Source organism: Streptomyces sp. NPDC051987, from assembly GCF_040680735.1.
Classification (GTDB): domain Bacteria; phylum Actinomycetota; class Actinomycetes; order Streptomycetales; family Streptomycetaceae; genus Streptomyces.
The window spans coordinates 160,224-184,955 of the sequence record NZ_JBFAXI010000005.1 but is presented as its reverse complement, the minus strand read 5'-3'; the positions used below and the strand labels follow the sequence as shown (position 1 = coordinate 184,955).

At 71.6% G+C, this 24,732-nt stretch carries 21 protein-coding genes; 14 read left to right on the top strand and 7 right to left on the bottom strand.

The window, feature by feature from the left end:
• Positions 1-65: 65 nt before the first annotated feature.
• The 3 genes from AB0M11_RS04725 (at position 66) to AB0M11_RS04715 (ending at position 3,622) form a co-directional block, all read left to right on the top strand.
• The gene (locus AB0M11_RS04725) at positions 66-1,106 is read left to right on the top strand and encodes an NTP transferase domain-containing protein (protein WP_365701320.1); all 1,041 of its coding nucleotides are present in this window, start codon (positions 66-68) and stop codon (positions 1,104-1,106) included.
• Positions 1,103-2,515, top strand: a complete 1,413-nt coding sequence (locus AB0M11_RS04720) for a molybdopterin molybdotransferase MoeA (protein WP_365701318.1) — start codon at positions 1,103-1,105, stop codon at positions 2,513-2,515. The genes AB0M11_RS04725 and AB0M11_RS04720 overlap by 4 nt, the downstream gene beginning before the upstream one ends.
• Before the next feature lie 126 nt (positions 2,516-2,641).
• A complete protein-coding gene (locus tag AB0M11_RS04715) occupies positions 2,642-3,622 on the top strand; it encodes an NAD(P)H-quinone oxidoreductase (RefSeq protein WP_365701316.1) in 981 nt (326 codons plus the stop codon).
• 4 nt (positions 3,623-3,626) lie between these two features.
• Here the strand turns inward: AB0M11_RS04715 and AB0M11_RS04710 are convergent, their stop codons facing one another.
• Complete coding sequence (locus tag AB0M11_RS04710; protein WP_365701314.1) at positions 3,627-4,331, bottom strand: hypothetical protein; 705 nt, start codon at positions 4,329-4,331, stop codon at positions 3,627-3,629.
• Positions 4,332-4,519: 188 nt separating this feature from the next.
• Here AB0M11_RS04710 and AB0M11_RS04705 point away from each other — a divergent pair, with 188 nt between their 5' ends.
• A complete protein-coding gene (locus AB0M11_RS04705) occupies positions 4,520-5,059 on the top strand; it encodes a bacterial proteasome activator family protein (protein ID WP_350786157.1) in 540 nt (179 codons plus the stop codon).
• 156 nt (positions 5,060-5,215) lie between these two features.
• Here AB0M11_RS04705 and AB0M11_RS04700 read toward each other — a convergent pair whose 3' ends face one another.
• A complete protein-coding gene (locus tag AB0M11_RS04700) occupies positions 5,216-6,856 on the bottom strand; it encodes a protein kinase (RefSeq protein WP_365701312.1) in 1,641 nt (546 codons plus the stop codon).
• A 318-nt stretch (positions 6,857-7,174) separates the two neighbouring features.
• Here AB0M11_RS04700 and AB0M11_RS04695 point away from each other — a divergent pair, with 318 nt between their 5' ends.
• The gene (locus tag AB0M11_RS04695) at positions 7,175-8,752 is read left to right on the top strand and encodes a protein kinase (RefSeq protein WP_365701310.1); all 1,578 of its coding nucleotides are present in this window, start codon (positions 7,175-7,177) and stop codon (positions 8,750-8,752) included.
• 82 nt (positions 8,753-8,834) lie between these two features.
• Here the strand turns inward: AB0M11_RS04695 and AB0M11_RS04690 are convergent, their stop codons facing one another.
• Complete coding sequence (locus AB0M11_RS04690; RefSeq protein ID WP_365701308.1) at positions 8,835-9,878, bottom strand: phosphotransferase; 1,044 nt, start codon at positions 9,876-9,878, stop codon at positions 8,835-8,837.
• Between the two features lie 516 nt (positions 9,879-10,394).
• Here AB0M11_RS04690 and pdhA point away from each other — a divergent pair.
• The 3 genes from pdhA to AB0M11_RS04675 are packed head-to-tail and all read left to right on the top strand — an operon-like array spanning position 10,395 to position 14,006.
• A complete protein-coding gene (pdhA, locus tag AB0M11_RS04685; RefSeq protein WP_365701306.1) occupies positions 10,395-11,612 on the top strand; it encodes a pyruvate dehydrogenase (acetyl-transferring) E1 component subunit alpha in 1,218 nt (405 codons plus the stop codon).
• 2 nt (positions 11,613-11,614) lie between these two features.
• Positions 11,615-12,595: an alpha-ketoacid dehydrogenase subunit beta gene (locus tag AB0M11_RS04680; protein WP_365701304.1), complete on the top strand. Its 981-nt coding sequence runs from the start codon at positions 11,615-11,617 to the stop codon at positions 12,593-12,595.
• Between the two features lie 10 nt (positions 12,596-12,605).
• A complete protein-coding gene (locus AB0M11_RS04675; RefSeq protein WP_365701301.1) occupies positions 12,606-14,006 on the top strand; it encodes a dihydrolipoamide acetyltransferase family protein in 1,401 nt (466 codons plus the stop codon).
• Between the two features lie 182 nt (positions 14,007-14,188).
• Here the strand turns inward: AB0M11_RS04675 and AB0M11_RS04670 are convergent, their stop codons facing one another.
• A complete protein-coding gene (locus AB0M11_RS04670; RefSeq protein WP_365701299.1) occupies positions 14,189-15,145 on the bottom strand; it encodes a Bro-N domain-containing protein in 957 nt (318 codons plus the stop codon).
• A 178-nt stretch (positions 15,146-15,323) separates the two neighbouring features.
• The gene (locus AB0M11_RS04665; RefSeq protein WP_365701297.1) at positions 15,324-16,223 is read right to left on the bottom strand and encodes a D-alanyl-D-alanine carboxypeptidase; all 900 of its coding nucleotides are present in this window, start codon (positions 16,221-16,223) and stop codon (positions 15,324-15,326) included.
• Positions 16,224-16,420: 197 nt separating this feature from the next.
• On the opposite strand from AB0M11_RS04665, the gene AB0M11_RS04660 reads away from it, so the two are divergent.
• Together AB0M11_RS04660 and AB0M11_RS04655 are read left to right on the top strand one after the other, a co-directional pair.
• Complete coding sequence (locus AB0M11_RS04660; protein ID WP_365701295.1) at positions 16,421-17,071, top strand: GntR family transcriptional regulator; 651 nt, start codon at positions 16,421-16,423, stop codon at positions 17,069-17,071.
• On the top strand, positions 17,068-18,387 hold the full coding sequence (locus tag AB0M11_RS04655; protein WP_365701293.1) for an MFS transporter: 1,320 nt from the start codon (positions 17,068-17,070) through the stop codon (positions 18,385-18,387). Before AB0M11_RS04660 ends, AB0M11_RS04655 begins: the two co-directional genes overlap by 4 nt.
• 47 nt (positions 18,388-18,434) lie before the next feature.
• Here the strand turns inward: AB0M11_RS04655 and AB0M11_RS04650 are convergent, their stop codons facing one another.
• Positions 18,435-19,259 carry a maleylpyruvate isomerase family mycothiol-dependent enzyme gene (locus AB0M11_RS04650; protein WP_365701290.1) on the bottom strand — a complete coding sequence of 275 codons (825 nt, stop codon included), beginning with the start codon at positions 19,257-19,259 and terminating at the stop codon, positions 18,435-18,437.
• A 183-nt stretch (positions 19,260-19,442) separates the two neighbouring features.
• Between AB0M11_RS04650 and AB0M11_RS04645 the strand changes: the two genes are divergently transcribed.
• The gene (locus AB0M11_RS04645; protein WP_365701288.1) at positions 19,443-20,240 is read left to right on the top strand and encodes a carbon-nitrogen family hydrolase; all 798 of its coding nucleotides are present in this window, start codon (positions 19,443-19,445) and stop codon (positions 20,238-20,240) included.
• A 28-nt stretch (positions 20,241-20,268) separates the two neighbouring features.
• On the opposite strand, the gene AB0M11_RS04640 is transcribed toward AB0M11_RS04645, so the two are convergent.
• Positions 20,269-20,763, bottom strand: a complete 495-nt coding sequence (locus AB0M11_RS04640; RefSeq protein ID WP_365701286.1) for an LURP-one-related family protein — start codon at positions 20,761-20,763, stop codon at positions 20,269-20,271.
• Between the two features lie 195 nt (positions 20,764-20,958).
• Between AB0M11_RS04640 and AB0M11_RS04635 the strand changes: the two genes are divergently transcribed.
• The 3 genes from AB0M11_RS04635 to AB0M11_RS04625 all read left to right on the top strand — a co-directional run bounded on the left by AB0M11_RS04635 (position 20,959) and on the right by AB0M11_RS04625 (position 24,666).
• Complete coding sequence (locus tag AB0M11_RS04635) at positions 20,959-21,804, top strand: calcium-binding protein (protein WP_365701284.1); 846 nt, start codon at positions 20,959-20,961, stop codon at positions 21,802-21,804.
• Positions 21,805-21,998: 194 nt separating this feature from the next.
• On the top strand, positions 21,999-22,781 hold the full coding sequence (locus tag AB0M11_RS04630; protein WP_365701282.1) for a hypothetical protein: 783 nt from the start codon (positions 21,999-22,001) through the stop codon (positions 22,779-22,781).
• Between the two features lie 67 nt (positions 22,782-22,848).
• Positions 22,849-24,666 carry a thioredoxin-like domain-containing protein gene (locus tag AB0M11_RS04625; protein ID WP_365701280.1) on the top strand — a complete coding sequence of 606 codons (1,818 nt, stop codon included), beginning with the start codon at positions 22,849-22,851 and terminating at the stop codon, positions 24,664-24,666.
• The last annotated feature ends 66 nt before the right edge of the window (positions 24,667-24,732 follow it).

The following is a 24,732-nucleotide window of genomic DNA, read 5'->3' as shown; positions in this document are numbered from 1 at the left end:
GCACCCTGCCCGTCCCGCGCCTCCCACCGGTTCCACGTGATCAGAACGCCCCCCATACTCGAGAGGTGACCGCCACCGACCCACCCCCCTACGACGCGGTCGTGCTGGCCGGCGGTGCCGCGAGGCGCCTCGGCGGCACCGACAAGCCCTCCGTCCGGGTGGGCGGCCGCCCCCTCCTCGACCGCGTCCTCGCGGCCTGCGCCGGCGCCCGGCGGACCGTCGTCGTGGCAGCCCCGCGCCCCACCTCCCGCCCGGTCCACTGGACCCGCGAGGATCCCCCTGGCGGCGGCCCGGTCGCCGCGCTCGACGCCGGCCTGCGCCACACCACGGCCGCCTGCGCGGTCGTCCTCTCCGCCGACCTCCCGTTCCTCCACGAGGCGACGGTGCGGCGCCTGTTGTCGGTCCTGCACACCTCCGGCGCGGACGCGGCGCTGCTCACCGATGCCGACGGCAGGGACCAACCCCTCGTGGCGGCCTACCGGACGGCGGCGCTGCGCCACACGCTGGCGGCCCTCGCCGAGGGCGACCGGGGTCTCACCGGCCTCCCCCTGCGGCGCCTCACCGCCGCGCTGAACCTCACCCGCGTCCCGGACCCCCGCGCGTCCTTCGACTGCGACACCTGGGACGACATCGCCGCCGCCAGGGCACGCATCAGGGAGCATGGGCACGTGTTGGACGAATGGATCTCCGCAGTCAAGGACGAACTGGGCATCGACCTGGACGTCGACATCCGCCTCCTGCTCGACCTGGCCAGGGACGCCGCGCACGGCGTGGACCGCCCGGCCGCCCCGCTGACCACCTTCCTCGTCGGCTACGCGGCCGCGCAGGCCGAGGGCGGCCCCGAGGCGGTGGCCGAGGCGGCCCACAAGGCCGCCGCGCTGGCCGCGCGCTGGGCGGAGGAGACGAAGCCCTCCACCGAGGGGCAGTCCTCCGCCGGTGGGCAGCCCTCAGACGGCGGGCAGCCCTCCACAGGCGGCCAGGCCGTCGCCGAAGGGACGGGTTCCGCCGAAGGGACGGGTTCCGCCGAAGGGACGGGTTCCGCCGAAGGGACGGGTTCCGCCCAAGGGCCGGGCTCCGGCACCTCTTCTCCCGGGCCCGGCCGGTGACCGCCCCCCGGACCCGGGCCGGTGCGCCCGCCGCCGCGGACACCGACGACGACCTCGACGTCGAGGAGGCGCTCGCCCTCGTGAGAGAGCCCAGGCAGCCCCGGCAGGACGCGGCCCCCACCTCCACCCCCGCCCCCCGCGCCGGGCACCCCCACGGCGAGGAGAGCCTCGGCGAGGCCGCCCACGGCGGACTGCCGGCGCACCGCCACCGCGCCACCCCCTGGCCGCAGGCACGCGAGACCGCCGCCCGCGCCGCCCGGTCCGGTGGCCGCCGCGCCCCCGTCTCCGTGCCCCTGGCCGACGCCCTCGGCCTGGCCCTCGCCGCCCCGCTGGACGCCCTCACCGACCTGCCCTCCTTCGACACCTCCGCCATGGACGGCTGGGCGGTCGCCGGTCCCGGCCCCTGGGACGTACGCGACGTCGGCGTGCTGGCCGGGCAGGCGCAGCCCGAGCCGCTCACCGACGGCGAGGCGGTCCGCATCGCCACCGGTGCCCGGGTCCCGGCGGACAGCACGGCGGTCCTGCGCAGCGAGCACGGCCGTCTCGACACCCAGGGGCGCCTGCACCCCACCCGCGAGGTGGTGCACGGACAGGACATCCGCCCGCGCGGCCAGGAGTGCCGCAGCGGCGACCAGTTGCTGCCCGTCGGCACCCTGGCCACCCCGGCCGTCCTCGGCCTCGCCGCGGCCGCCGGATACGACACCGTCACCGTCGTCCCCCGCCCCCGCGCCGAAGTCCTGATCCTGGGCGACGAACTGCTCGGCGAGGGGCTCCCGCACGACGGACTCATCAGGGACGCGCTCGGTCCGATGCTGCCGCCCTGGCTGCGCGCGCTCGGCGCCGAGATCACCGCCGTACGCCGGCTCGGCGACGACGCCAGGGCCCTGCAGCGGGCGATCGGTTCCTCGACAGCGGATCTCGTCGTCACCACGGGCGGCACCGCCTCCGGCCCGGTCGACCACCTCCACCCCACCCTGGAGCGCATCGGCGCCCAGCTCCTCGTCGACGGCGTCACGGTGCGTCCCGGCCACCCCATGCTGCTGGCCCGCACCAGGGAGAACCAGCACCTCGTCGGCCTGCCCGGCAACCCCCTCGCGGCCGTCTCCGGTCTGCTCACCCTCGCCGAACCCCTGCTGCGCACCCTCGCCGCCCGCCCGGCCCCCGAGCCGTACACGCTGCCGCTGGCGGAGGCGGCGCACGGGCATCCGTCCGACACCCGGCTCATCCCGGTCGTCCTGCGGGGCGACGTCGCGATGCCGCTGCACTACAACGGCCCGGCGATGCTCCGTGGCATCGCCGCCGCCGACGCGCTCGCGGTCGTGCCGCCGGGCGGAGCCCGCCAGGGCGAGGAGACGGAACTGCTCGACCTGCCCTGGGCGGCCGCGGGCATCGAGGCGTGTTTCAGCTGACGGCTCCCCTCCGAGGTCGGAGGGGATTTCGGACACAGTCACCCGAACGGGTGACTGTGGAGGCTGTTTCGGACCGGATGACCACTGCATTCTTTTCTTTCTGGGGGAAGCAGTAGCGTCGGCCGCATGTATGCGATCACGATTCCCGAACCTGGCGGACCCGAGGCGCTGGTGTGGGAGGAGGTTCCCGATCCCGTGCCCGGTGCGGGCGAGGTGCTGGTCGAGGTGGTGGCGGGCGCCGTCAACCGTGCCGACATCCTGCAGCGGCAGGGCAACTACAACCCGCCGCCGGGTGCCTCCGCGTACCCCGGTCTGGAGTGCTCCGGGCGGATCGCCGCGATCGGCCCCGCGGTCTCCGGCTGGTCGGTCGGCGACGAGGTGTGCGCACTGCTCGCGGGCGGCGGGTACGCCGAGAAGGTCGCCGTGCCGGCCGGTCAGCTGCTGCCGGTGCCCGAGGGCCTGGACGTGAAGCAGGCCGCCGCGCTGCCCGAGGTGGCCTGCACGGTCTGGTCGAACGTCTTCATGATCGCCCACCTGCGTCCCGGCGAGACCCTCCTCGTGCACGGCGGCTCCAGCGGCATCGGCACCATGGCGATCCAGCTGGGCAAGGCGATCGGCGCCAAGGTGGCGGTCACCGCGGGGACGAAGGAGAAGCTGGACTTCTGTGCCGAGCTCGGTGCGGACATCCTCGTCAACTACCGCGAGCAGGACTTCGTCGCCGAGGTGAAGCAGGCCACCGACGGCGCGGGCGCCGACGTGATCCTCGACAACATGGGCGCCAAGTACCTGGACCGGAACGTGCAGGCGCTCGCGGTCAACGGACGGCTCGCGATCATCGGCATGCAGGGGGGCGCCAAGGCGGAGCTGAACATCGGGGCGCTGCTCGCCAAGCGGTGCGCGATCAGCGCGACCTCGCTGCGCGCCCGGCCGCTCGCCGAGAAGACGGCCATCGTCGCCGCGGTCCGGGAGCACGTGTGGCCGTTGATCGCCCAGGGCCATGTCCGTCCGGTCGTCGACCGGGAGGTGCCGATGGCGGACGCGGCGCGGGCGCACCGGGCGGTCGAGGCCAGCGAGCACATCGGCAAGGTCCTGCTGGTCGCCGGCTGACGGCCTAGCCCCGCCGCACCCGCAGGCCGACGAAGGCGAGGCCGAGCCCGAGGCCGATCAGGACCAGGCCGCTGCCGAGCGGAAGGATGTGCAGCACGGGCCCGGTGTCGTCCTCCTGGCCCTGGCCCGGACCCAGGGCCTGGCCGGCGGCAGGGGGCGACTGGGATGTGGCGGGGGCCAGGACGGCCTCCCGGGGCGGCTGGGCGGAGGAGCTTGCCGCCGTGGTCCCGGTGCCGCGCACGGCGGGCTCCGTCGCCGTCCCCTCGCCGAGGCCGTCGGAATCGCCGAGGCCGTCGGAATCGCCGGGGGCGTCGGAATCGCCCGGAGCGGCGGAGTCGGTGGGAGCGGCGGAGTCGTCCGGGCGGTCGGGGTCGTCCCGGTCGTCCGGGTCGTCGGGATTCTGGTCCTCGACCTTCGTCGCCGGTCCCTGGGGCCGCCCCGGTCGCGTCCGGCCCTGGCCCGCCACCGTGCCGGCCAGGGACGGTTCGGGGCCGGCCGAGGCACTGGCGGAGTCCGAGGGCAGCGGCTCGGCGGCGTACGCGAGCGGCGCACCGCACGGCAGCAGGACCGCCGCCAGGACGAGCAGCAGACGGACGGGCAGCGCACGGACGGGCAGCGGGCCGGCGGGCAGCGCACGGCCGGGCGCGAGCCGCACGGGGCCGAACGGCCGGGCGGCGGCGCGGCGGGGGAGTCGCAGCCTTGGAGTCACGTCGGTGACCTCCTGGAGCACAGTCGTCGTCAGGGCCGACGATCACCAGCCTCACATTCGCTGACAAGCCGGGCATTTCTTGTTCGGCTGTTGGGTCTACGGCCGCTCCGGAACGGCCGGGAAAGGTGGATCAGCTCCCATGGGGGGCACCACGGTGATGAGGTGTACGGGTGCGAGAGAATGGCGGCATGGAGATGCCGAGGAACGAACGGTCGCCCGAGAATCCGCAGATCCTGGTCGTGGGCCAGGACGGGATGGCACTCGGTGGCGGCAACGGAGACGAGGACTCCCGCGAGATCCCGGTGACGGAGATGGTGGAACAGCCCGCCAAGGTCATGCGGATCGGCAGCATGATCAAGCAGCTTCTGGAGGAGGTGCGCGCCGCTCCCCTCGACGAGGCCAGCCGGGTCCGGCTGAAGGAGATCCACGCCAGCTCCGTGAAGGAGCTGGAGGACGGTCTGGCGCCGGAGCTGGTGGAGGAGCTGGAGCGGCTCTCCCTGCCGTTCACCGAGAACACGACCCCCTCGGACGCGGAACTGCGCATCGCGCAGGCCCAGTTGGTGGGCTGGCTGGAGGGGCTGTTCCACGGGATCCAGACCACCCTGTTCGCCCAGCAGATGGCCGCCCGCGCCCAGCTGGAGTCGATGCGGCGCGCGCTGCCGCCGGGGGTCGGCCACGAGGGCGAGGAGCACGGCCCGGCCGGCCGCTCCGGCGGCCCGTACCTCTAGACACTCCCTGCTCCCCTCAGACCCCTCTCTGCTCCCCTCAGACCCGTCCTGGAGTGCCCTCAGACCACCCCCGGAGTCCCCTGAGAACGGAGTCCCCCGAGACGGCGAAGGGCCCGGCGGTCGCCCCGCCGGGCCCTTCCTACGACGGCGTGCGCGTCAGCCGGTCGCCGGGTTCCCGGTCGACACCTTGAGCTCGATGACCGGCACGTCCTTCGGGTCCACGTCGGTGCCCGAGGAGGGGAACTGCTCCATGACCGTGCCGTCGCCATAGGTGTTCTCGTCCACGGGGACGATCTTCATCTGCCACCCGGCGGCCTGGAAGCACTCCTTGACCGACCTGATGTACTTGAACTTGAAGTCCGGCACCTGGATTTTGTCCGGATCGTTGTAGGACTCCTGCGGTTCGGTGCACTCCGTCGTCTCGACGGTCTTCGCGGTGTCGGGCCCGCGGTAGCCGGACGCGTGCGAGGCCGTGGCGCTCGCGCTGCTGCCACCCCCCTTGCCGCCGCCACTGCCGCCGCCGGCGTCGTCGTCCGCGTTGCCCATGTGCAGCGCCAGCACGACCACCAGGCCGATCACCGCGACCAGCGACACCGCGACCGATCCGACGACCACCGGCCGGTTGCCCTTCCCGCCGCCACCGGCGGGCACGGCCGGGGGCGTGAGGTGGTAGGGCGGCGGGGTCGACGCCTGCTGGGCGTAGCCGGCCGGCGTCTGGTAGCCCGCCTGCTGCGGATAGCCGTAGGCGGGGGACGGACCCGGAGTGCCGTACGGATGCGGCGCCGGCTGGTACGGCGTCCGCACCGGCCCGGGAGGCGCCGGTGCCCCCTGGCCGACCGGCGGGAACACCGCCGAGCCGACTCCGGCGCCGCTCTGCGTCGGCGGAATGCCCGGGACGATGCTCGGGGCGGCCGGCTGGAGCGAGGCGGCGACCCGCAGGCACTCGTCGCGCATGGACTCGGCGGTCGGGAAGCGCTCGTTCGGGTTCTTCTTCAGGGCGCGGGCGACCAGCGCGTCCACGGCCGGGGGAAGGGCGCGGTTGATCGAGGAGGGGGCGACCGGCTGCTCCTGGACGTGCGCGTAGGCGATCGCCAGCGGCGAGTCCGCGTCGAACGGCAGCCGCCCGGTGACCAGGTGGAACAGCATGACGCCGACCGAGTAGAGGTCGGAGCGGGCGTCCACGCCCCGGCCGAGTGCCTGTTCCGGTGACAGGTACTGCGGGGTGCCGACGACCATGCCGGTCTGGGTCATCGAGGTGACCCCCGACTGCATGGCGCGGGCGATGCCGAAGTCCATCACCTTGACGACGCCCCGCCTGGTCGTCATCACGTTGCCGGGCTTGATGTCGCGGTGCACCAGCCCCATCTCGTGGCTGATCTCCAGCGCGGCCAGCACGTCGGCGGTGATCTTCAGCGCCTTGTCGGCGGGCATCGCGCCGAACCGGCGGACGTCCTCCTCCAGCACCGACCCGAGCGGGCGTCCCTCGACGTACTCCATGACGATGTACGGCATCGTGGCGCCGTCGAGCACGTCCTCGCCGGTGTCGAAGACGGAGACGATGTTGGTGTGGGTGAGCTTGGCCACTGCCTGGGCCTCGCGTCGGAAGCGCTCGCGGAAGGCCTGTTCCCGGCCGAGTTCGGTGTGCAGGGTCTTGATCGCGACCTGCCGGTCCAGGACCGTGTCGTACGCCAGGTGCACGGAGGCCATGCCGCCCTCCCCGAGCAGGTCGCGCAGCTGGTAGCGGCCACCCGCCAGAGCCCGCCCCGCGTCACGGCCGTGCCCGCCGTCCTGGCTCATTTTCCCCGTCCCCCGCCCGGCCCTCGGGCACCCTTGTTGATCGAATGTCTCATTCCCGGCCAAGTCTGCCCGAGGGCACTGACACGTCAAGCGGGGTGCCCGTTCCGTGACCGTACGCGAAAGAAGAGCCACGCAAGCGTTACGGCGGGCGTACCTCCGGTACACGGAATTTGCACGGCAGAGCGTGGTAGGGGTTTGATGGCCGGTCCGTCCAGGGGCCGGAACCCGGACCGACGGGTTGCGCGGAGGCTGTAGCGTGGCCGACGGAGACCGTGACAACACCGCGCGCACCGCGGGCAGAAACGACGGCGAGGACCGATGGCACAGACGCACAGCGCCCAGGGCCCGTCCGACCCCGAGGCGACTGGCGGCGGCATGTCAGACGCGCCGGAGATGTGGGGCAACCAGGGCCTGGTCGGCGACGGCCGGTACCGGCTGACCCACCGGCTCGGGCGGGGCGGCATGGCCGAGGTGTTCGCGGCCGAGGACGTACGGCTCGGCCGCACCGTGGCCGTGAAACTGCTCCGTGCCGATCTCGCCGAGGACCCGGTCTCCAAGGCCCGCTTCACGCGTGAGGCACAGTCGGTCGCGGGGCTCAACCACCACGCGATCGTGGCGGTGTACGACTCCGGCGAGGACGTGGTCGGCGGCCAGTCCGTGCCGTACATCGTGATGGAGCTGGTCGAGGGCCGCACCATCCGCGACCTGTTGATCAACGCCGAGGCGCCGGGCCCCGAGCAGGCCCTGATCATCGTGTCCGGGGTGCTGGACGCGCTGGCCTACTCGCACCAGCACGGCATCGTGCACCGCGACATCAAGCCGGCCAACGTGATCATCACCCAGACCGGTTCCGTCAAGGTGATGGACTTCGGCATCGCCCGCGCCCTGCACGGCGCGTCCACCACGATGACCCAGACCGGCATGGTCATGGGCACGCCGCAGTACCTCTCCCCGGAGCAGGCGCTCGGCAAGGCCGTCGACCACCGCTCCGACCTGTACGCCACCGGATGCCTGCTCTACGAGCTGCTCGCCCTGCGGCCGCCGTTCATCGGCGAGACCCCGCTGTCGGTGGTCTACCAGCACGTCCAGGACATCCCGGTGCCGCCGTCCCAGACCTCCGAGGGCGCCGCCCCGCCGGAGCTGGACGGCCTGGTCATGCGCTCGCTCGCCAAGGAGCCCGACGACCGCTTCCAGACCGCCGAGGAGATGCGCGGTCTGGTCCAGTACGCCCTGCAGATGCTGTACGACCAGGGCGGTCACACCGGTACCTGGAACACCGGCCCGGTCACCGTGCACGACGGCCGGCACACCCCGGCGGCCGGTTTCGCCGGGACGACGGTGATGCCGCACCCGGCGACCGGCGCCGGGACGACGCAGATTCCGCAGCCGATCCTGCCGGGCGGTTACGGAGGCGGCGACGACGGCGGTTTCGAGGGGCACGGCAACCGGGGCAGCGGCCGCGGCAAGCTGTGGATCCTGGCCGTCCTCGCGGTCATCGCCGTCGCGGCGGGCGTCGCACTGGCGCTGAACAACGGCGGTGGCGGCGGCGACGGCGGCACCGGTGCGTCCCAGTCGCCGACCACCTCGCAGACCACCAAGGACACGACGCCCAGCTCCAGCCCGACGGACGAGCCCAGCGACACGTCCACGGACACGCAGACCGACGACAGCGGCTCGGGCAGCGGGAACCACAACAACTACACGCCGTCGCCGACCCCGACCTACAGCCAGTCCCAGCAGCAGTCCAGCGAGCCGAGCCACGAGCCGAGCGAGTCGGCGAGCGCCTCGCAGCCGACCGACACCGCCAGCTCGCCGGACACGCAGCCCTCCGACACGACGGGGACCGGCGACGCCGGCGGGACCGACCCGGGCTCGATCGCCGGCGTCGGCGGTTGAAGGACACCGACGCCCTTCGGCTGACCGGCCGTCGATCGCCGGCCGCCGACCGGTCAGCCGACCGCCGGCGGCCGGTCAGCCGCTACCGGACGAACGCGTCGCACACCGCGTCGTACTCCCTGGTCCACCACACGGCGAGGGCCGAGGCGGCCGGGAACTGAGGGTCCGCGCGGGTGTCGCCGCGCTCGTAGTGCCAGCGCAGCATCCAGAAGTCGTTGAGCCGCTCCCACCACACGCGGTGCACGGCGGCGGCGAGTTCCGAGGGCGTGGCCCCGGCCGCCCGCCGGTACGCGCGCGCGTACGCCCGCACCTTGGGCAGGTCGAGCGCCCCCGCCGGGCGCACGAAGAAGATCACGGCGGCGCGTACGGCCTCCTCCGCGCGGGGCTGCACGCCGAGCCGGTCCCAGTCGACGATCGCGGCCGGCGCGTCGTCCCTGTAGAGCAGGTTGAACGGGTGGAAGTCGCCGTGCACCCAGCCCACCGAGGCACCGCGCGGGGGGCGCCTTCCGGCGTGCTGCTCCAGGAGCGCACGGCGTTCCAGCAGCCGGTGCCGGGCGAGTTCGTCGAAGGCGTCGGCGGGGCGGTGCCGGCTGACATGGCTGAGCAGCTCGTCGATGAGCGCGAAGGTGTCGGCGGGGTCGGCGCTCTCGACGGGGTGGGGGCTGGTGGCCGGGCGGGTGCGCCCCTTGGGGGGCATCACCCGTTCCAGGCAGGCGTGCACGGCGCCGAGGAGCGCGCCCAGTCGCGCGCACTCCCCGCGCGTGAGCTGACCGCCGTGCCGGTGCCGGCCGTCGATCCAGGGGTGCAGCGCGTAGGCGTGGCCGCCGACGACGGCGACCGTACGGCCGTCGCGGTCGGCGAGGGGCGGGGCCACCGGGACGCCGAGGGCGGCCAGGCGCAGGGTGGCCAGATGACGTCGCTCGATGGCGGCCGGGTCGGCGGTGTCGGGGTCGAAGTGGTGCTTCAGGAAATAGCGGCCGCGGGTGGTGCAGAGGCGGTAGCCGCGGTTGAGCAGTCCCTGTTCGACCGGCTCGCAGGCGAGCGGGGAACCGGCGGCGTACTGCCGGAGCAGGGCGCCCAGAGGGGGCGCGTGGGGTACGAGGGGTGGTAAACCTGAGCGCGGCACGCGCCAGATGGTAGGGCAAGCGCCCGCCCTGTGAGCTGGGCGTTGTCACAGGCAGTCGCCGATGGTCGCTTTCGGTCACAGGATGGATCGGGGCGGAGACAAGGACGAAAGGCGCGCCCCCGGACAGGTCGTGGGGCGTATGGTCGGCAGGCCGCGCGCCCGTCCGACGCGCAGGCCGCAGCCCGCGAAGTCTTCCCGTGGCCCCGGGCGGCGGGATAACGTGCCGTAGCTCCGGCCTCCCGCAAGGCTCTGACCAGCGACCTTCCGGCCCGCGTCGACTTACTAGGAAACCCAAGCAAAAAATACTTGGATTTCCAAGCAAAAACGCAGGTCAGGAGGGGTTTCACAGAAATGTGGAGCACTGGGTAACGTGCTTGTTGCAGGGCGCTCGCCGGGGCACCTGTCACGCCTGTTCCCGGCCGAGTGGCACCCACCCCGTGCCACGGGTGTCGGAAGCAGGTGAGCCGCACTGGTTCACCCGGCAACCCCGGGGGCCGGACCGACGGAGGAGCACACGTGACCGTGGACAGCAGTGCCGCGAGCGAACCGCGACGCAGCGCCGCAGGCAAGGCCGGTACCACCGGCAGCAAGACCGGCACCAAGCGCACCACCAGCCGCACCAGCACCAGCCGCACCGCCACCAGGAAGAGCGCCGAGCCCGAACTCGTGCAGCTGCTGACCCCCGAGGGCAAGCGGGTCAAGAACGCCGAGTACGACGCGTACGTCGCCGGGATCACCCCCGAGGAGCTGCGCGGCCTCTATCGCGACATGGTGCTCACCCGCCGCTTCGACGCCGAGGCCACCGCCCTGCAGCGCCAGGGCGAGCTGGGTCTGTGGGCGTCCCTGCTCGGCCAGGAGGCAGCCCAGATCGGCTCCGGGCGCGCCACCCGCCAGGACGACTACGTCTTCCCGACCTACCGTGAGCACGGCGTCGCCTGGTGCCGCGGGGTCGACCCGACCAACCTGCTGGGCATGTTCCGCGGCGTCAACCACGGCGGCTGGGATCCCAACAGCAACAACTTCCACCTCTACACGATCGTCATCGGCTCCCAGACGCTGCACGCCACCGGCTACGCGATGGGCGTCGCCAAGGACGGCGCGGACAGCGCGGTGATCGCCTACTTCGGCGACGGCGCCTCCAGCCAGGGCGACGTGGCCGAATCGTTCACCTTCGCCGCGGTCTACAACGCCCCGGTCGTGTTCTTCTGCCAGAACAACCAGTGGGCGATCTCCGAGCCCACCGAGAAGCAGACCCGTGTCCCGCTCTACCAGCGCGCCCAGGGCTTCGGCTTCCCCGGCGTCCGCGTCGACGGCAACGACGTGCTGGCCTGCCTCGCGGTCACCAAGTGGGCGCTGGAGCGCGCCCGCAGCGGCGAGGGACCGACGCTCGTCGAGGCGTACACCTACCGGATGGGCGCCCACACCACCTCCGACGACCCCACCCGCTACCGGGGCGACGAGGAGCGGCTGGCCTGGGAGGCCAAGGACCCGATCCTGCGCCTGCACCGGTACCTGGAGGCCTCGAACCACGCGGACGAGGGATTCTTCGCGGAACTGGAGACCGAGTCCGAGGCGTTGGGCAGGCGGGTGCGCGAAGCGGTGCGAGCCATGCCGGACCCGGACGACTTCGCCATCTTCGAGAACGTGTACGCGGACGGGCACACGCTCGTCGACGAGGAACGAGCCCAGTTCGCCGCCTACCAGGCGTCGTTCGCGGACGTAGAGGGGGTCTGACCATGGCAGCGGAGAAGATGGCTCTGGCCAAGGCGATCAACGAGTCGCTGCGCCGCGCGCTGGAGTCGGACCCCAAGGTCCTCGTCATGGGCGAGGACGTCGGCAAGCTCGGCGGCGTCTTCCGGGTCACCGACGGCCTGCAGAAGGACTTCGGCGACAGCCGCGTCATCGACACCCCCCTCGCCGAGTCCGGCATCGTCGGCACCGCGATCGGCCTCGCCCTGCGCGGCTACCGCCCCGTGGTGGAGATCCAGTTCGACGGCTTCGTCTTCCCGGCCTACGACCAGATCGTCACCCAGCTGGCGAAGATGCACGCCCGCTCGCTCGGCAAGGTCAAGATGCCGGTCGTCGTCCGCATCCCCTACGGCGGCGGCATCGGCGCGGTCGAGCACCACTCCGAGTCCCCGGAGTCGCTGTTCGCGCACGTGGCGGGCCTGAAGATCGTCTCCCCGTCCAACTCCTCGGACGCCTACTGGATGATGCAGCAGGCCATCCAGAGCGACGACCCGGTGATCTTCTTCGAGCCCAAGCGCCGCTACTGGGACAAGGGCGAGGTCAACACCGAGGCCATCCCCGGCCCGCTGCACAAGGCCCGCGTGGTCCGTGAGGGCACCGACCTGACCCTCGTCGCCTACGGCCCGATGGTGAAGCTCTGCCAGGAGGCCGCCGACGCGGCCGCCGAGGAGGGCAAGTCCCTGGAGGTCCTGGACCTCAGGTCCGTCTCCCCGATGGACTTCGACTCCGTCCAGGCCTCGGTCGAGAAGACCCGCCGCCTGGTCGTGGTCCACGAGGCGCCGGTCTTCTTCGGTTCGGGCGCGGAGATCGCCGCCCGGATCACCGAGCGCTGCTTCTACCACCTGGAGGCCCCGGTCCTCAGGGTCGGCGGCTACCACGCCCCCTACCCGCCGGCCCGCCTGGAGGAGGAGTACCTTCCGGGCCTGGACCGGGTGCTCGACGCCGTCGACCGTGCCCTGGCGTACTGAGGAGAGGGTCGTGACGACGATGACACAGGCGTCCGTACGCGAGTTCAAGATGCCGGACGTGGGCGAGGGACTCACCGAGGCGGAGATCCTCAAGTGGTACGTGCAGCCCGGTGACACGGTGACCGACGGCCAGGTGGTGTGCGAGGTCGAGACGGCGAAGGCGGCCGTCGAACTCCCCATCCCCTACGACGGCGTGGTCCGCGAGCTGCGCTTCGCCGAGGGCACCACGGTGGACGTGGGCACGGCGATCATCGCGGTGGACGTGGCGGGCGCGGCGCCGGCCGACGAGCCCGCCGACGAGCCCGCCGCGGAGCCGGAGAAGAAGCCGCAGGGCCGCCAGCCGGTCCTCGTCGGCTACGGCGTGGCGGCCTCCTCCACCAAGCGCCGCCCGCGCAAGGGCCCGGAGACCACGGTCGCGGAGGCGTCGGTCCAGGCGGCGGTCCAGCACGAGCTGAACGGCCACGCCCCCGCTCCGGCTCCCGCCCCGGCCGTGGAGGACCGCCCCCGTCCGCTGGCGAAGCCGCCGGTGCGCAAGCTGGCGAAGGACCTGGGCGTCGACCTGGCCACGGTGACCCCGTCCGGTCCGGACGGCATCATCACCCGCGAGGACGTGCACGCGGCGGTGGCGGTGCCGGAACCGGCGGCGGTGACCGCACCGGCGGAGCCCGTCGCCCCCACGGCGGCCCCGGCCGCCGCGTCGTACGACACCGCCCGCGAGACCCGGGTCCCCATCAAGGGCGTCCGCAGGGCGACGGCGGCGGCGATGGTGGGTTCGGCGTTCACGGCGCCACACGTCACGGAGTTCGTGACGGTGGACGTGACCCGCACCATGAAGCTGGTGGAGGAGCTGAAGCAGGACAAGGAGCTCCAGGGCCTGCGGGTCAACCCCCTCCTCCTCATCGCCAAGGCGTTGCTGGTCGCCATCAAGCGCAACCCGGACATCAACGCGTCCTGGGACGAGGCGAACCAGGAGATCGTGCTCAAGCACTACGTCAACCTGGGCATCGCCGCGGCCACCCCGCGCGGTCTGATCGTGCCGAACATCAAGGACGCCCACGCGAAGACGCTCCCGCAACTGGCGGAGGCGCTCGGCGAGCTGGTCGCCACGGCGAGGGACGGCAAGACGTCACCCGCCGCGATGCAGGGCGGCACGGTGACCATCACCAACGTCGGCGTCTTCGGCATCGACACCGGCACGCCGATCCTCAACCCGGGCGAGGCGGCGATCCTGGCGGTCGGCGCGATCAAACTCCAGCCGTGGGTCCACAAGGGCAAGGTGAAGCCGCGTCAGGTGACCACCCTCGCGCTGAGCTTCGACCACCGCCTGGTCGACGGCGAACTGGGCTCCAAGGTCCTGGCGGACATCGCGGCGATCCTGGAACAGCCGAAGCGGTTGATCACCTGGGGCTGAGACCCGACGAGAAGCGAGAGAAGGGTGAGACCGTGCCTCCCAGTCACGGTCTCACCCTTCTTTTGAGCTGCGGAAACGCTGAGAGTGTCACTCCTGCTTACGGTCTCGGAGACACTCTCGGCCTGAGGTGGATAGGGTGAGGGCGGGCGGCCGCAACTTCGGATTGCGACCGCCCACTCCTCTCAGGGCTGGTTCAGCACGTAGACCGGTGCCCCGTCCTCCGCCCCGCCTCGCGAGTGAATGCAGGCGTGCTTGCGCAGCAGCCGGAGACACTCGTTGACCCGGTGCACCGTCAGGCCGGTACGCGCGGCGATCGATTCGAGCGGCTCGCGCAGCTCCCCCTTCTCGACGAGGACAGGGGCGATCACGACGGCCACCGTCCACACGTCCTCGGTCACCGACAACCGCCGCCGCCAGTCGGCGAGTACGGACTCGGTGGTCGGCAGGACTGCGGGACTGTCCTGGGGCGTACGACGTTCGAGGGCGACGGCGTCGAGCCGGTCCGCGATGCGTTCCATCGCGCGGACCATGGCCTGTTGTACGGCCAATGTGGCCTTCTGCGTGGCCAGCATCTCTCGCTGCAACTCGATCGACTCACGCTGCCCGGTCGCGAGTTGCTCGTCCAGGTGAAGGTTGTGCGCCTCGAGTCGGACGATGGCATCCGCGACCTGCTCCGGCATGGCGTACGCAACGGGCGCGCCCGGTTCGGTCGGCTGCACCTCGGCCTGGGCGAGAGTGTAAGACCCATCTCGCTGTACTGTCTCGATGACTTCGGCGACCCACTGCTTGAAGGGGGCGCAGGCGGGCTTGGTGCAGGCGTTGACGAGAAGGATGAGACCCTGCAGAGAGATGACATTCAGGTCTCGGCGCCACTCTCTACCTGCGGGAATGCTGAGACCGTAACTTCCAGTTAGGGTCTCAAGAATCTCTCGATGGTCTTCTGGGACATGGTCGGAGAGTGCTTTCTGCGGGTTGGTGTGTCCCAACCGGTTGCAGACATCCACCGCCGGAAACCAGTGCCTCCCGTCCGGCATGGTCAGCCGTCGCACGCGCGCTCCGGTCGCCGCGTACACGAAGTCGCTGATGTCGATGGCCTCGTGTCGGCCGGCGGGCTTCGCTTGCTTGTTGGGTTCGTTCATGGGAACCACCTCCGCCGCGGAACCTAGGGCGGAGAAAATCGAATATGTCAGCCAAATACCGGCATGTTCACGATTGCGAGGGAAGAACACGAGTTCCGCTGCGGGAGGTCCTACAGGTATGGCAAAAGGCCCGCCGCATGGGGTGCGGCGGGCCTTCTACGGATCGGTGCGAGGCGGGTCAGATCGTGGAGAAGCCGTAGTTGAGGAGCTTCGTCGCGTCCGTCGCGCGCTGCGCGTACGTGGTGGAGGCGAGGACGGTGCCGATGACCGTCTTGCCGTTGCGGGTCGCGGCGAAGACGAGGCAGGCGCCCGCCTCGGGGCCGGAGCCGGTCTTCACGCCGATCGCGCCGCTGTAGCTGGAGAGCAGCGTGTTGGTGTTGGTCCAGGCGCCCATGGTGCGGGTGGAACCGGTCTTGGTGATCGTCTTCGCCGTGTAGCTCTTCGTCTTGACGATCGTGCGGAACGTGGCGTTCTTCATCGCGCTGCTGGCGATTTTCGTCAGGTCGCGCGGCGTCGAGTAGTTGTTGCCGTTCCCGATGCCGTCGAACGAGTCGAAGTGGGTGTTCTTCAGGCCCAGGTTCTTCGCGGCGGTGTTCATCTTGGAGATGAAGTTGGCGACCCGCTTGGCGCGGGTGGTGCCCGAGCCGTAGGTGTCCGCGAGCGCGTAGGCGGCGTCGCAGCCGGAGGGCAGCATCAGCCCGTAGAGCAGCTGGCCGACGGTGACCTTGTCGCCGACGATGAGGTGCGCCTGGGAGGCGTTGTTGGCGACGACGTAGTCGCTGTACGCCTTCTGGATCGTGACCTTCTTGTTGAGGTTCAGGTTGGACTGCGCGAGGACGACCTTCGCGGTCATGATCTTCGTCGTGGAGCCTGTGGAACGCTTGGTGTCGGCTGCCTTCGTGTACAGCGTCTTCGCGTTCGCGTTGTTCATCACGTAGCCGCCCTTGGCCACGATGGAGGGCGCCGTGACGGCCTGCGCGGGAGCCGCGGTGAGGGCGCCGGTCGCGAGCATCGCGCCGGACGTGACGGCGACGGCGACGGCCCTGCGGAAACTGGTGCCCTTGATGCCGGTAATCAACTGAAATACCCCGAGTCGAGTCGAGTCGTAATGCCCCTGGCGTGCGGCCGAGTTGGGGGTGCCAAGGCGGGTGGGGCCGCACGTGTGTGACACGTAAGTAGCACAGATGGTTGTGCGGCTGCTGAGAGCGATTTACATCACGTCCGGATGGCGGACTCCGATCCCTTTTGCGCACGTGTTGTATCTAAGCTGTGGGCATGAGCCTGGCCGTCAAGCAGCCCCCCGCCGCCGACCGCGTCTACTCCCATGTCAAGCAAGGTGTCCTGGACCGACATTACGAAGGCGGCACGCTCCTCACCGAGGGCGAGCTGGCCGAGGCCGTGGGGGTGTCCCGTACCCCGGTGCGGGAAGCGCTGCTACGGCTGGAGGTCGAGGGCCTGATCAAGCTCTACCCGAAGAAGGGCGCCATGGTGCTGCCCGTCTCCGCGCAGGAGATCGCGGACGTGGTGGAGACCCGGATGCTGGTCGAGGAGCACGCGGTGCGCAAGGCCGTACCGGCCTCCCCGGCGCTCGTGGCCCGGCTGCAGGAACTGCTCGACCGGCAGAAGACCCAGGCCGCCGCCGGCGACCTGGCCGCCGCGGCCGTCACGGACCGCTGCTTCCACGCCGAGATCGTCCGCGACGGCGGCAACGCGATCCTCTCCCGCCTCTACGACCAGCTCCGCGACCGCCAGCTGCGGATGGGCGTCGCCATCATGCACGCGCACCCCGACCGCATCGCCAAGTCGCTGACCGAGCACGAGGAGATCCTGGACGCGCTGCGCGCCGGGGACGCCGAGCGCGCGGTCGAGCTGGTGCACCGTCACGTCGACTGGTTCTCCCACCTGGCGCGGGGTGAGGTCCGATGAGCCGCGGCAGCGTGCCGTTGCCCGGCGACCCCTCCTCGAAGGGGGCGCCCCCGGGCGGCCGCCGGGCCGTCGCGGTCTGGGTCATAGGCGTCTCGGTCTACTTCGTCGCCGTCATCTTCCGTACCTCCCTCGGGGTCGCCGGGCTCGACGCCGCCGACCGCTTCCACGTGGGCGCCTCGGCGCTGTCCACGTTCTCGATCCTCCAGCTGCTGGTCTACGCCGGCATGCAGATACCCGTCGGACTGCTGGTCGACCGCCTCGGCACGAAGAAGATGCTGACCATCGGCGGGGTGCTGTTCACCGCGGGGCAGCTGGGGTTCGCCTTCTCCCCGTCGTACGGCACCGCGCTCGCCTCGCGGGCACTGCTGGGGTGCGGTGACGCGATGACGTTCATCAGCGTGCTGCGGCTCGGCACCCGCTGGTTCCCGGCCCGGCGCGGCCCGCTCGTCGCCCAGCTCGCCGGTCTGGCCGGCATGGCGGGCAACCTCGTCTCCACGCTGGTCCTGGCCCGGCTGCTGCACGGCGTCGGCTGGACACCGGCGTTCGCGGGCAGCGCCCTGGCCGGTGTCGTCGTCCTGGTCCTCGTGTTCCTGTTCCTGAAGGACCATCCCGAGGGGCACGAGCCGGAGCCCTTCCCGCACCAGGGGGCGGCGTACGTGCGCCGGCAGATCGCCGCGTCCTGGCGGGAGCCGGGCACCAGGCTCGGTCTGTGGGTGCACTTCACCACCCAGTTCCCGGCGATGGTGTTCCTGCTGCTGTGGGGGCTGCCGTTCCTGGTCCAGGCGCAGGGGCTGTCCCGCGCCACGGCCGGTGAGCTGCTCACCCTGGTGGTCCTCTGCAACATGCTGGTCGGCCTCGTCTACGGCCAGATCGTCGCCCGGCACCACACGGCCCGGCTGCCGCTGGCGCTGGGCACGGTCGCGGCGACGGCCGTGGTGTGGGCGGCGACGCTGGTGTATCCGGCCGAGCACGCGCCGATGTGGCTGCTGGTGGTGCTGTGCGCGGTGCTGGGGGCGTGCGGTCCGGCGTCGATGATCGGCTTCGACTTCGCGCGTCCCGCCAACCCGCCCGAGCGGCAGGGGACGGCGTCCGGGATCACCAACATGGGTGGTTTCGTGGCCTCGATGACGACGTTGTTCCTGGTGGGCGTGTTGCTGGACGCGACCGGAGACAACTACACCGTGGCCTTCTCGTGCGTGTTCGTGCTGCAGGCGCTGGGGGTGAGCCAGATCCTGCGCCTGCGGGGCCGGGCGGTCCGGCGGGAGCGGGAGCGGTTGGTGGCCAGCCGGGTGGAGACGGTGCACGTCCCCGCCTGATTCCGCACCGGACCCTGCTCCCGCTTCTTTCCGGATTCCTACCGGTCTTACTGCGTGACGGCGAAGTTGCGCAGGATCGCCGCCGTCAGTTCCGGGTCGCCCTCCGCCTTCACCCGGTCCGCGACCGCGTCCGGGGTGGTGCGGCCGCAGGCCAGGCGGACGTAGGTCTCCCAGTCGAGGGTGAAGATGGCCGCGGGGCCGAGGGCCGGGGTGGACTCCAGGGTGCCGCGGCCCTGGATGTCGATGCGGATGGTGCGCAGGAACTCGATCGGCCCGTGCACGTCGAAGATGACGGCGGAACTGCGCGGCGCGTACGCGTCGTTGGCCACCACCCGGGGCAGCTCGCCGAGCAGCACGTCCCGGGCGACCTGCGCGCCCGGCGAGTCGAGGTTGCCCGGCCGGCCCAGCGCCGCGCGCAGGTCCTGCTCGTGCACCCACACGTCGAAGGCGCGGTTGCGCATGGCCTCTTCGAGGGTGATCTCCTTGCCCATCGGCCCGCGCACGATGTGCCCCGGCTCCCGCGACTCGTTGCGCAGCTGGCGGTTGCGCCGGATGATCGTGTACTCCAGCTCCGAGGTCATCTCGGGCGCCGTGTGGTGGCGGCGGGCGTCGACCTGCATCTCCATGTAGCGCTGGTGCTCGTTGGTGATGTGGAAGAGGTCGCGCGGCAGTGAGTGAATGGGGCGGGGGTCGCCCAGCATCTCGCAGTCCAGGCCGATGACATGCGAGACCACGTCCCGCACCGACCACCCCGGGCACGGTGTCCGCCGGTTCCACTCGCCCTCGACAAGCGGCGTCACCAGCTCGGATATCGCGTCGATGGAGTGGGTCCAAGCGTCGGCGTAGGGCTGGAGGGCGGGATGCAGACTCACGGAAACGGGACCCCTCGGCGGTCGGTGCTCGGGCAGGTGGTGGCGGCGCTGCCAGTGGTAGGTAGCTGCTGTCGGCGGGTGTCTTGAGACGCTAAGTTACGCTGCTGTGAGGCACCCCGGCAGTGCTTTCGTGTGACGATCGTAGGCCCGTGTGAACGGCTCGAATGCCAGGACGGTGGTAGTGTGCGCGCCTCGCTCATCCAGATCGATGTAAACGAGGGCGAATCGGTCGAATCGCGTCGGCGACGCGTGACCGCACTGGTGCGCGAGCAGGCGGATGCCGATCTCGTCGTGCTGCCCGAACTGTGGACGACGGGCGCCTTCGCCTACGACCTGTTCGCCGCCGAGGCCGAGCCGCTCGAAGGCCCGACGTTCGAGGCGATGTCCAAGGCGGCGAGCGACGCGGGCGTCTGGCTGCACGCCGGCTCCATCCCGGAACGGGACCCTGACGGCCCCCTCTACAACACGGCCCTCGTCTTCTCCCCCTCCGGTGAGCCGGTCGCCGCCTACCGCAAGATCCACCGCTTCGGCTTCGACAAGGGCGAGGCGGTGCTGATGGGCGCGGGGCAGGAGCTGGTGACGGTCCGGCTGCCCGAGACCACCCTCGGCGTGGCCACCTGCTACGACCTCCGCTTCCCCGAACTCTTCCGCGGACTCGTCGACGCCGGAGCGGAGACGCTGGTGCTCTCGGCGGGCTGGCCCGAGCGACGACGCGCGCACTGGACGCTGCTGGCCCAGGCGCGTGCGGTCGAGAACCAGGCGTTCGTGCTCGCGTGCGGAACGGCCGGCACGCACGCCGGAGTTCCGCAGGCGGGTCACTCGATCGTGGTGGATCCGTGGGGCGAGGTGCTGGCCGAGGCGGGCGCCGGCGAGGAGGTCCTCACCGTCGATCTCGACCCGGCCAAGGTCGCCGCGACCCGGGAGCAGTTCCCGGCCCTCAAGGACCGCCTCCTGGGCCTGGAGCCCCCGCACCGCAGGTAGTGCCGCCCGGTCGCCCGGCAGCGCCTGGTCAGTCCCCGTCCCGCTCCTTGTCGGCGAGGTGGATCACGCACACCGCCACCGCGATCAGCAGTGCCGGGTCCGCGTCGTCCCGGACGATGTCGACGCCGTACGTCTCCCGCACGTGCAGCCAGCGCCGGGAGACCACGGCGAGCAGTTCACCGTCGTACTCGACGGCGAACTCCCGGTCGAGGATCTTGCCGCTGACGTCGAGTTCGGTGCCGTCGACCAGATGGACCCGGTAGTGGTGGCGCAGCAGCGACAGCCGCTTGCGCCGGATGGTCGCCAGGGGCTCGCCCTCGCGTTCGAGCACCATGGTGTCGCGCAGGGCGAACATCTTCTGGTGGATGTCGACGAGGACGCGCCCGTGCCGGTCCTTCAGCTCGAACGTGTCGCGCACCCGCATGGCCTTGCCGTCGACGAGGAACACCTTGTCGCCGTGCTCGTCCTCGATCCAGTAGTCCTCACCGAAGCCGAGGAGCCGGTCGCGTACCAGGAATCTCATACCGGTACCGTTCCCCGCCGGGCGCCGGACATCACTGTCCGGCCGACCGAACCGCCGGTCGGGCAGATGTCCGGCAGGTGAACTCTTCGCGGGGGCACCCGTGCCGCCCAACCAGGGGCGGGGATTCCGAGTCGAACGGTACGCAAGTCGTCACGAACGATCCGTGCGTTCCCGTTCCCTCCGGAGGTACCTCGAATGGCCCGTACACCGCACGCACGCACGGCCGTCGCCGCCCTCGCCCTCGGCACGGCCCTGGCCGCACCGCTCGCCGTGGCCGGCACCGCCACCGCGGCCACGTCCTCCGCCACCGCCACGGTCAACCCGTCCGACTCGGAGCTGACCTACCAGGCCGCGGCCGGTCAGGCCAACAAGGCCGCCGTCACCGCGTCGCTCACCGCGGACCGCGCGGGCATCGTCTACGTCATCGACGACGTCGTCCCGATCACCGCGGGCCACGACTGCGCCTACGTCGACGCCGCGGACCATACCAAGGTCTCCTGCCGGGTCGAGTTCGTGGACTCCCAGGACCCGTACGCCGCGCTGATCGTGAACCTCGGCGACCGGGACGACACGCTCACCTACAAGAACGCCACCGACCAGGTCTACTTCTACGCCCAGATCTCCCTCGGCACGGGCAACGACAGGGCCACCGACTCCGGCAGCCTCGACGGCGCCTACGTCTCGGGCGACGCGGGCAACGACACCCTCACCGTCGGCGCGGAGGGCCTGGCCTGGGGCGGCGACGGCAACGACACGATCTACGCGAGCGGCGGCGACAACATCGTCCAGGGCGGCAAGGGCGACGACAAGCTGCACGGCGGCAACGGGGACCAGTACCTGTCCGGCGACGCCGGCAACGACACGCTCACCGGCGGCACCGGGAACGACGACCTCTACGGCGGCACGGGCAACGACGTGCTGTACGGCAACAGCGGCAACGACAAGCTCTACGGCAACAGCGGCAACGACAAGCTGTACGGCGGGGCCGGCCGGGACACCCTCTCCGGTGGCCCCGGCACGGACGTGGTCCACCAGAACTGACCCCGCTCGACACAGGCGCCTGACCGGCTTGCCCACAGGCGCCTGACCGGGTTGTCCGGATCGGCAACGCGACACCCGGCGGGCAATGGCGGGGATCTTCCGCCGGTCTGATTTCGGTGGTCCGCCGGTCCGGCCACAGCGTAGTCTCCGGTGACCTGGGAGGTGACAGCTTGCCGTCGAACGGAAATCTACTGGTGCCGGCCCCGCTTGCGGACGCGGCTCCAACGGTCGGTGAGCTCTGTGCCGCTGGGTACGGAGTCTCAGCGGGCCCAGGATTCTGCCTGATCTACCCGGACCGATCCGTCGAGGGCAACAACTCCTTCGCCCTGGCCGGCCCGATCAGCGAGCGGCTGGGGGTGCCCGTGCTCGCCACCTTCGTCTACGACTCGGACACGCTGGAGATGGAGGTGTCCCGCGACGGAACGCTCGTCCACGCGTACCACTCCTGGCCGGACGTCGACACGACAGGGGACAGCGACGGCGAGGAGTTCGACCCCTGGGCCAAGCCTGAGCCCGTCGGAGCGGATCCGGCGGCCTTCCTGGACTTCGCCGTCGGGCCGGTCGACCACTCCTTGTTGGCCTCCGCCCTTGCGAACGACCCCGTGGACCCGGCGGACAGGGATGTGGACGGACTCTCGGGCGGTTACGTCTGGGCCCAGGCACAGCATCACGACGTTCTGAAGGCGCTCGGACACCCGGACCACGTGCTGAACCTCGCGCACCGGGACTACTTCCACCTCAGCCGACCCTGGCCGGTGCTTCCGGCCGGAATCGAGTGGAGCGACCTCACGCTCTTCGGGGCAGCCGAAACTCCTCCGCTGATGACGCCCGGTCTCCTGGCCGAGATCCGGGCGCTTCTCCCGGGCAATCCCCTGGGCTTCGAGGGCATCGCCCGCCGACTGGGGATCACCACCGGCGCGATCTTCGGCCATGTCCCCGACCTCAAGGACGTGATCCAGGGCCGCACCCAACCCTGAACCCCACGCGGCAGGGGGATTCCTCCCCGTGGAATGCCCGGACACCCCGATGAGGTTGGATGCAGGTATGGCTTCACGTGCACGCGTCCGCGCTCCCGAGCTGATCGGCAAGGGCGGCTGGCTCAACACCGACGGTAAAGCTCTCTCCCTCGCCGACCTGCGAGGACGCATCGTCATCCTGGACTTCTGGACGTTCTGCTGTATCAACTGCCTGCATGTTCTGGACGAGCTGCGGGAGCTGGAGGAGCGGCACCGGGACACGGTGGTGATCGTCGGGGTGCACTCGCCGAAGTTCGTGCACGAGGCGGAGCACCGGGCGGTCGTCGACGCCGTCGAACGGTACGGCGTCGAGCACCCGGTGCTGGACGACCCGGAGCTCGCCACCTGGAAGCAGTACGCGGTCCGGGCCTGGCCGACGCTGGTCGTGATCGACCCCGAGGGGTACGTCGTCGCCCAGCACGCCGGCGAGGGGCACGCGCACGCGATCGCGCGGCTGGTCGAGGAGCTGGAGGCGGAGCACGAGACGAAGGGCACCCTGCGGCGCGGTGACGGCCCGTACGTGGCGCCGGAGCCGGAGCCGACCGCCCTGCGCTTCCCCGGCAAGGCCCTGCTGCTGCCGTCCGGGACCTTCCTGGTCAGCGACACCACCCGGCACCAGCTGGTGGAGCTGGCCGCGGACGCGGAGACGGTCCTGCGGCGGTTCGGCTCCGGCACGCGCGGTCTCGCCGACGGCACGGCGGACACCGCCTCCTTCAACGAGCCGCAGGGCCTCGCGCTCCTCGGCGACGGCTCGGTGATCGTCGCCGACACGGTCAACCACGCGCTGCGCCGGCTCGACCTGGCCACCGGCCGGGTGACCACCGTCGCCGGCACCGGCCACCAGTGGTGGCAGGGCTCCCCGACCTCCGGCCCGGCCCGCGGGACCGACCTGTCCTCCCCGTGGGACGTGGCGGTCTTCGGCGGCCGGGTGTGGATCGCGATGGCGGGCGTGCACCAGCTGTGGACGTACGACCCGGAGAGCGAGACGGTCGCCGTCGCCGCCGGCACCACCAACGAGGGGCTGGTCGACGGGCCGGCGGCCGAGGCCTGGTTCGCGCAGCCGTCCGGTCTCGCGGCCACCGCCGACCGCCTCTGGCTCGCCGATTCCGAGACGAGCGCCCTGCGCTGGGTGGACCCGGACGGGCAGGTCCACACCGCCGTGGGGACGGGGTTGTTCGACTTCGGGCACCGCGACGGCGCGGCCGGACAGGCGCTGCTCCAGCACCCGCTGGGCGTGACGGCCCTGCCCGACGGCTCGGTGGCCGTCAGCGACACCTACAACCACGCCCTGCGCCGCTACGACCCCGCGACCGGCGAGGTCACCACGCTCGCCACGGACCTGCGGGAGCCGAGCGACGCGGTGCTCGTCGGCGAGGACATCGTGGTCGTCGAGTCGGCCCGCCACCGGCTGACCCGGCTGCGGCTGCCCGAGGAGGCGGTCCGGGTGGAGTCGGTCGCCCACCGCACCCGGCGCGCGGCGACCGAGGTGGCCCCCGGCCGCCTCCGCCTCGACGTGATCTTCCAGGCGCCGGCGGGCCAGAAACTGGACACCCGGTACGGCCCGTCGACCCGCCTGCTCGTCTCCTCGACCCCGCCGGAGCTGCTCCTCAAGGGTGAGGGCGCGGACACCGACCTGGCGAGGGAGCTGGAGCTGAACCCGGCCGTCGAGGAGGGCGTCCTGCACGTCTCGGCGATGGCCGCGAGCTGTGACGACGACGAGGCCAACGAGTACCCGGCCTGCCATGTGCACCAGCAGGACTGGGGGGTGCCGGTGCGGATCACCGAGGGTGGGGCCGACCGGCTGCCGCTGGTCCTCGCCGGAATGGACCAGCAGCAGCCGGCGTGAGGGGGCGCGGGGCCCCGCCGTGTGCGGCTGCGGGGGCGTGGGGCGACCAGCCCCACGCCCCCGCAG

Coding starts and splice junctions, on each gene's coding strand:
- AB0M11_RS04715 (WP_365701316.1), top strand. CDS start 2,642: ATGTATGCGATCACGATTCCCGAACCTGGCGGACCCGAGGCGCTGGTG.
- AB0M11_RS04705 (WP_350786157.1), top strand. CDS start 4,520: ATGGAGATGCCGAGGAACGAACGGTCGCCCGAGAATCCGCAGATCCTG.
- AB0M11_RS04700 (WP_365701312.1), bottom strand. CDS start 6,856: ATGAGCCAGGACGGCGGGCACGGCCGTGACGCGGGGCGGGCTCTGGCG.
- AB0M11_RS04695 (WP_365701310.1), top strand. CDS start 7,175: ATGGCACAGACGCACAGCGCCCAGGGCCCGTCCGACCCCGAGGCGACT.
- AB0M11_RS04680 (WP_365701304.1), top strand. CDS start 11,615: ATGGCAGCGGAGAAGATGGCTCTGGCCAAGGCGATCAACGAGTCGCTG.
- AB0M11_RS04670 (WP_365701299.1), bottom strand. CDS start 15,145: ATGAACGAACCCAACAAGCAAGCGAAGCCCGCCGGCCGACACGAGGCC.
- AB0M11_RS04660 (WP_365701295.1), top strand. CDS start 16,421: ATGAGCCTGGCCGTCAAGCAGCCCCCCGCCGCCGACCGCGTCTACTCC.
- AB0M11_RS04655 (WP_365701293.1), top strand. CDS start 17,068: ATGAGCCGCGGCAGCGTGCCGTTGCCCGGCGACCCCTCCTCGAAGGGG.
- AB0M11_RS04640 (WP_365701286.1), bottom strand. CDS start 20,763: ATGAGATTCCTGGTACGCGACCGGCTCCTCGGCTTCGGTGAGGACTAC.
- AB0M11_RS04635 (WP_365701284.1), top strand. CDS start 20,959: ATGGCCCGTACACCGCACGCACGCACGGCCGTCGCCGCCCTCGCCCTC.
- AB0M11_RS04625 (WP_365701280.1), top strand. CDS start 22,849: ATGGCTTCACGTGCACGCGTCCGCGCTCCCGAGCTGATCGGCAAGGGC.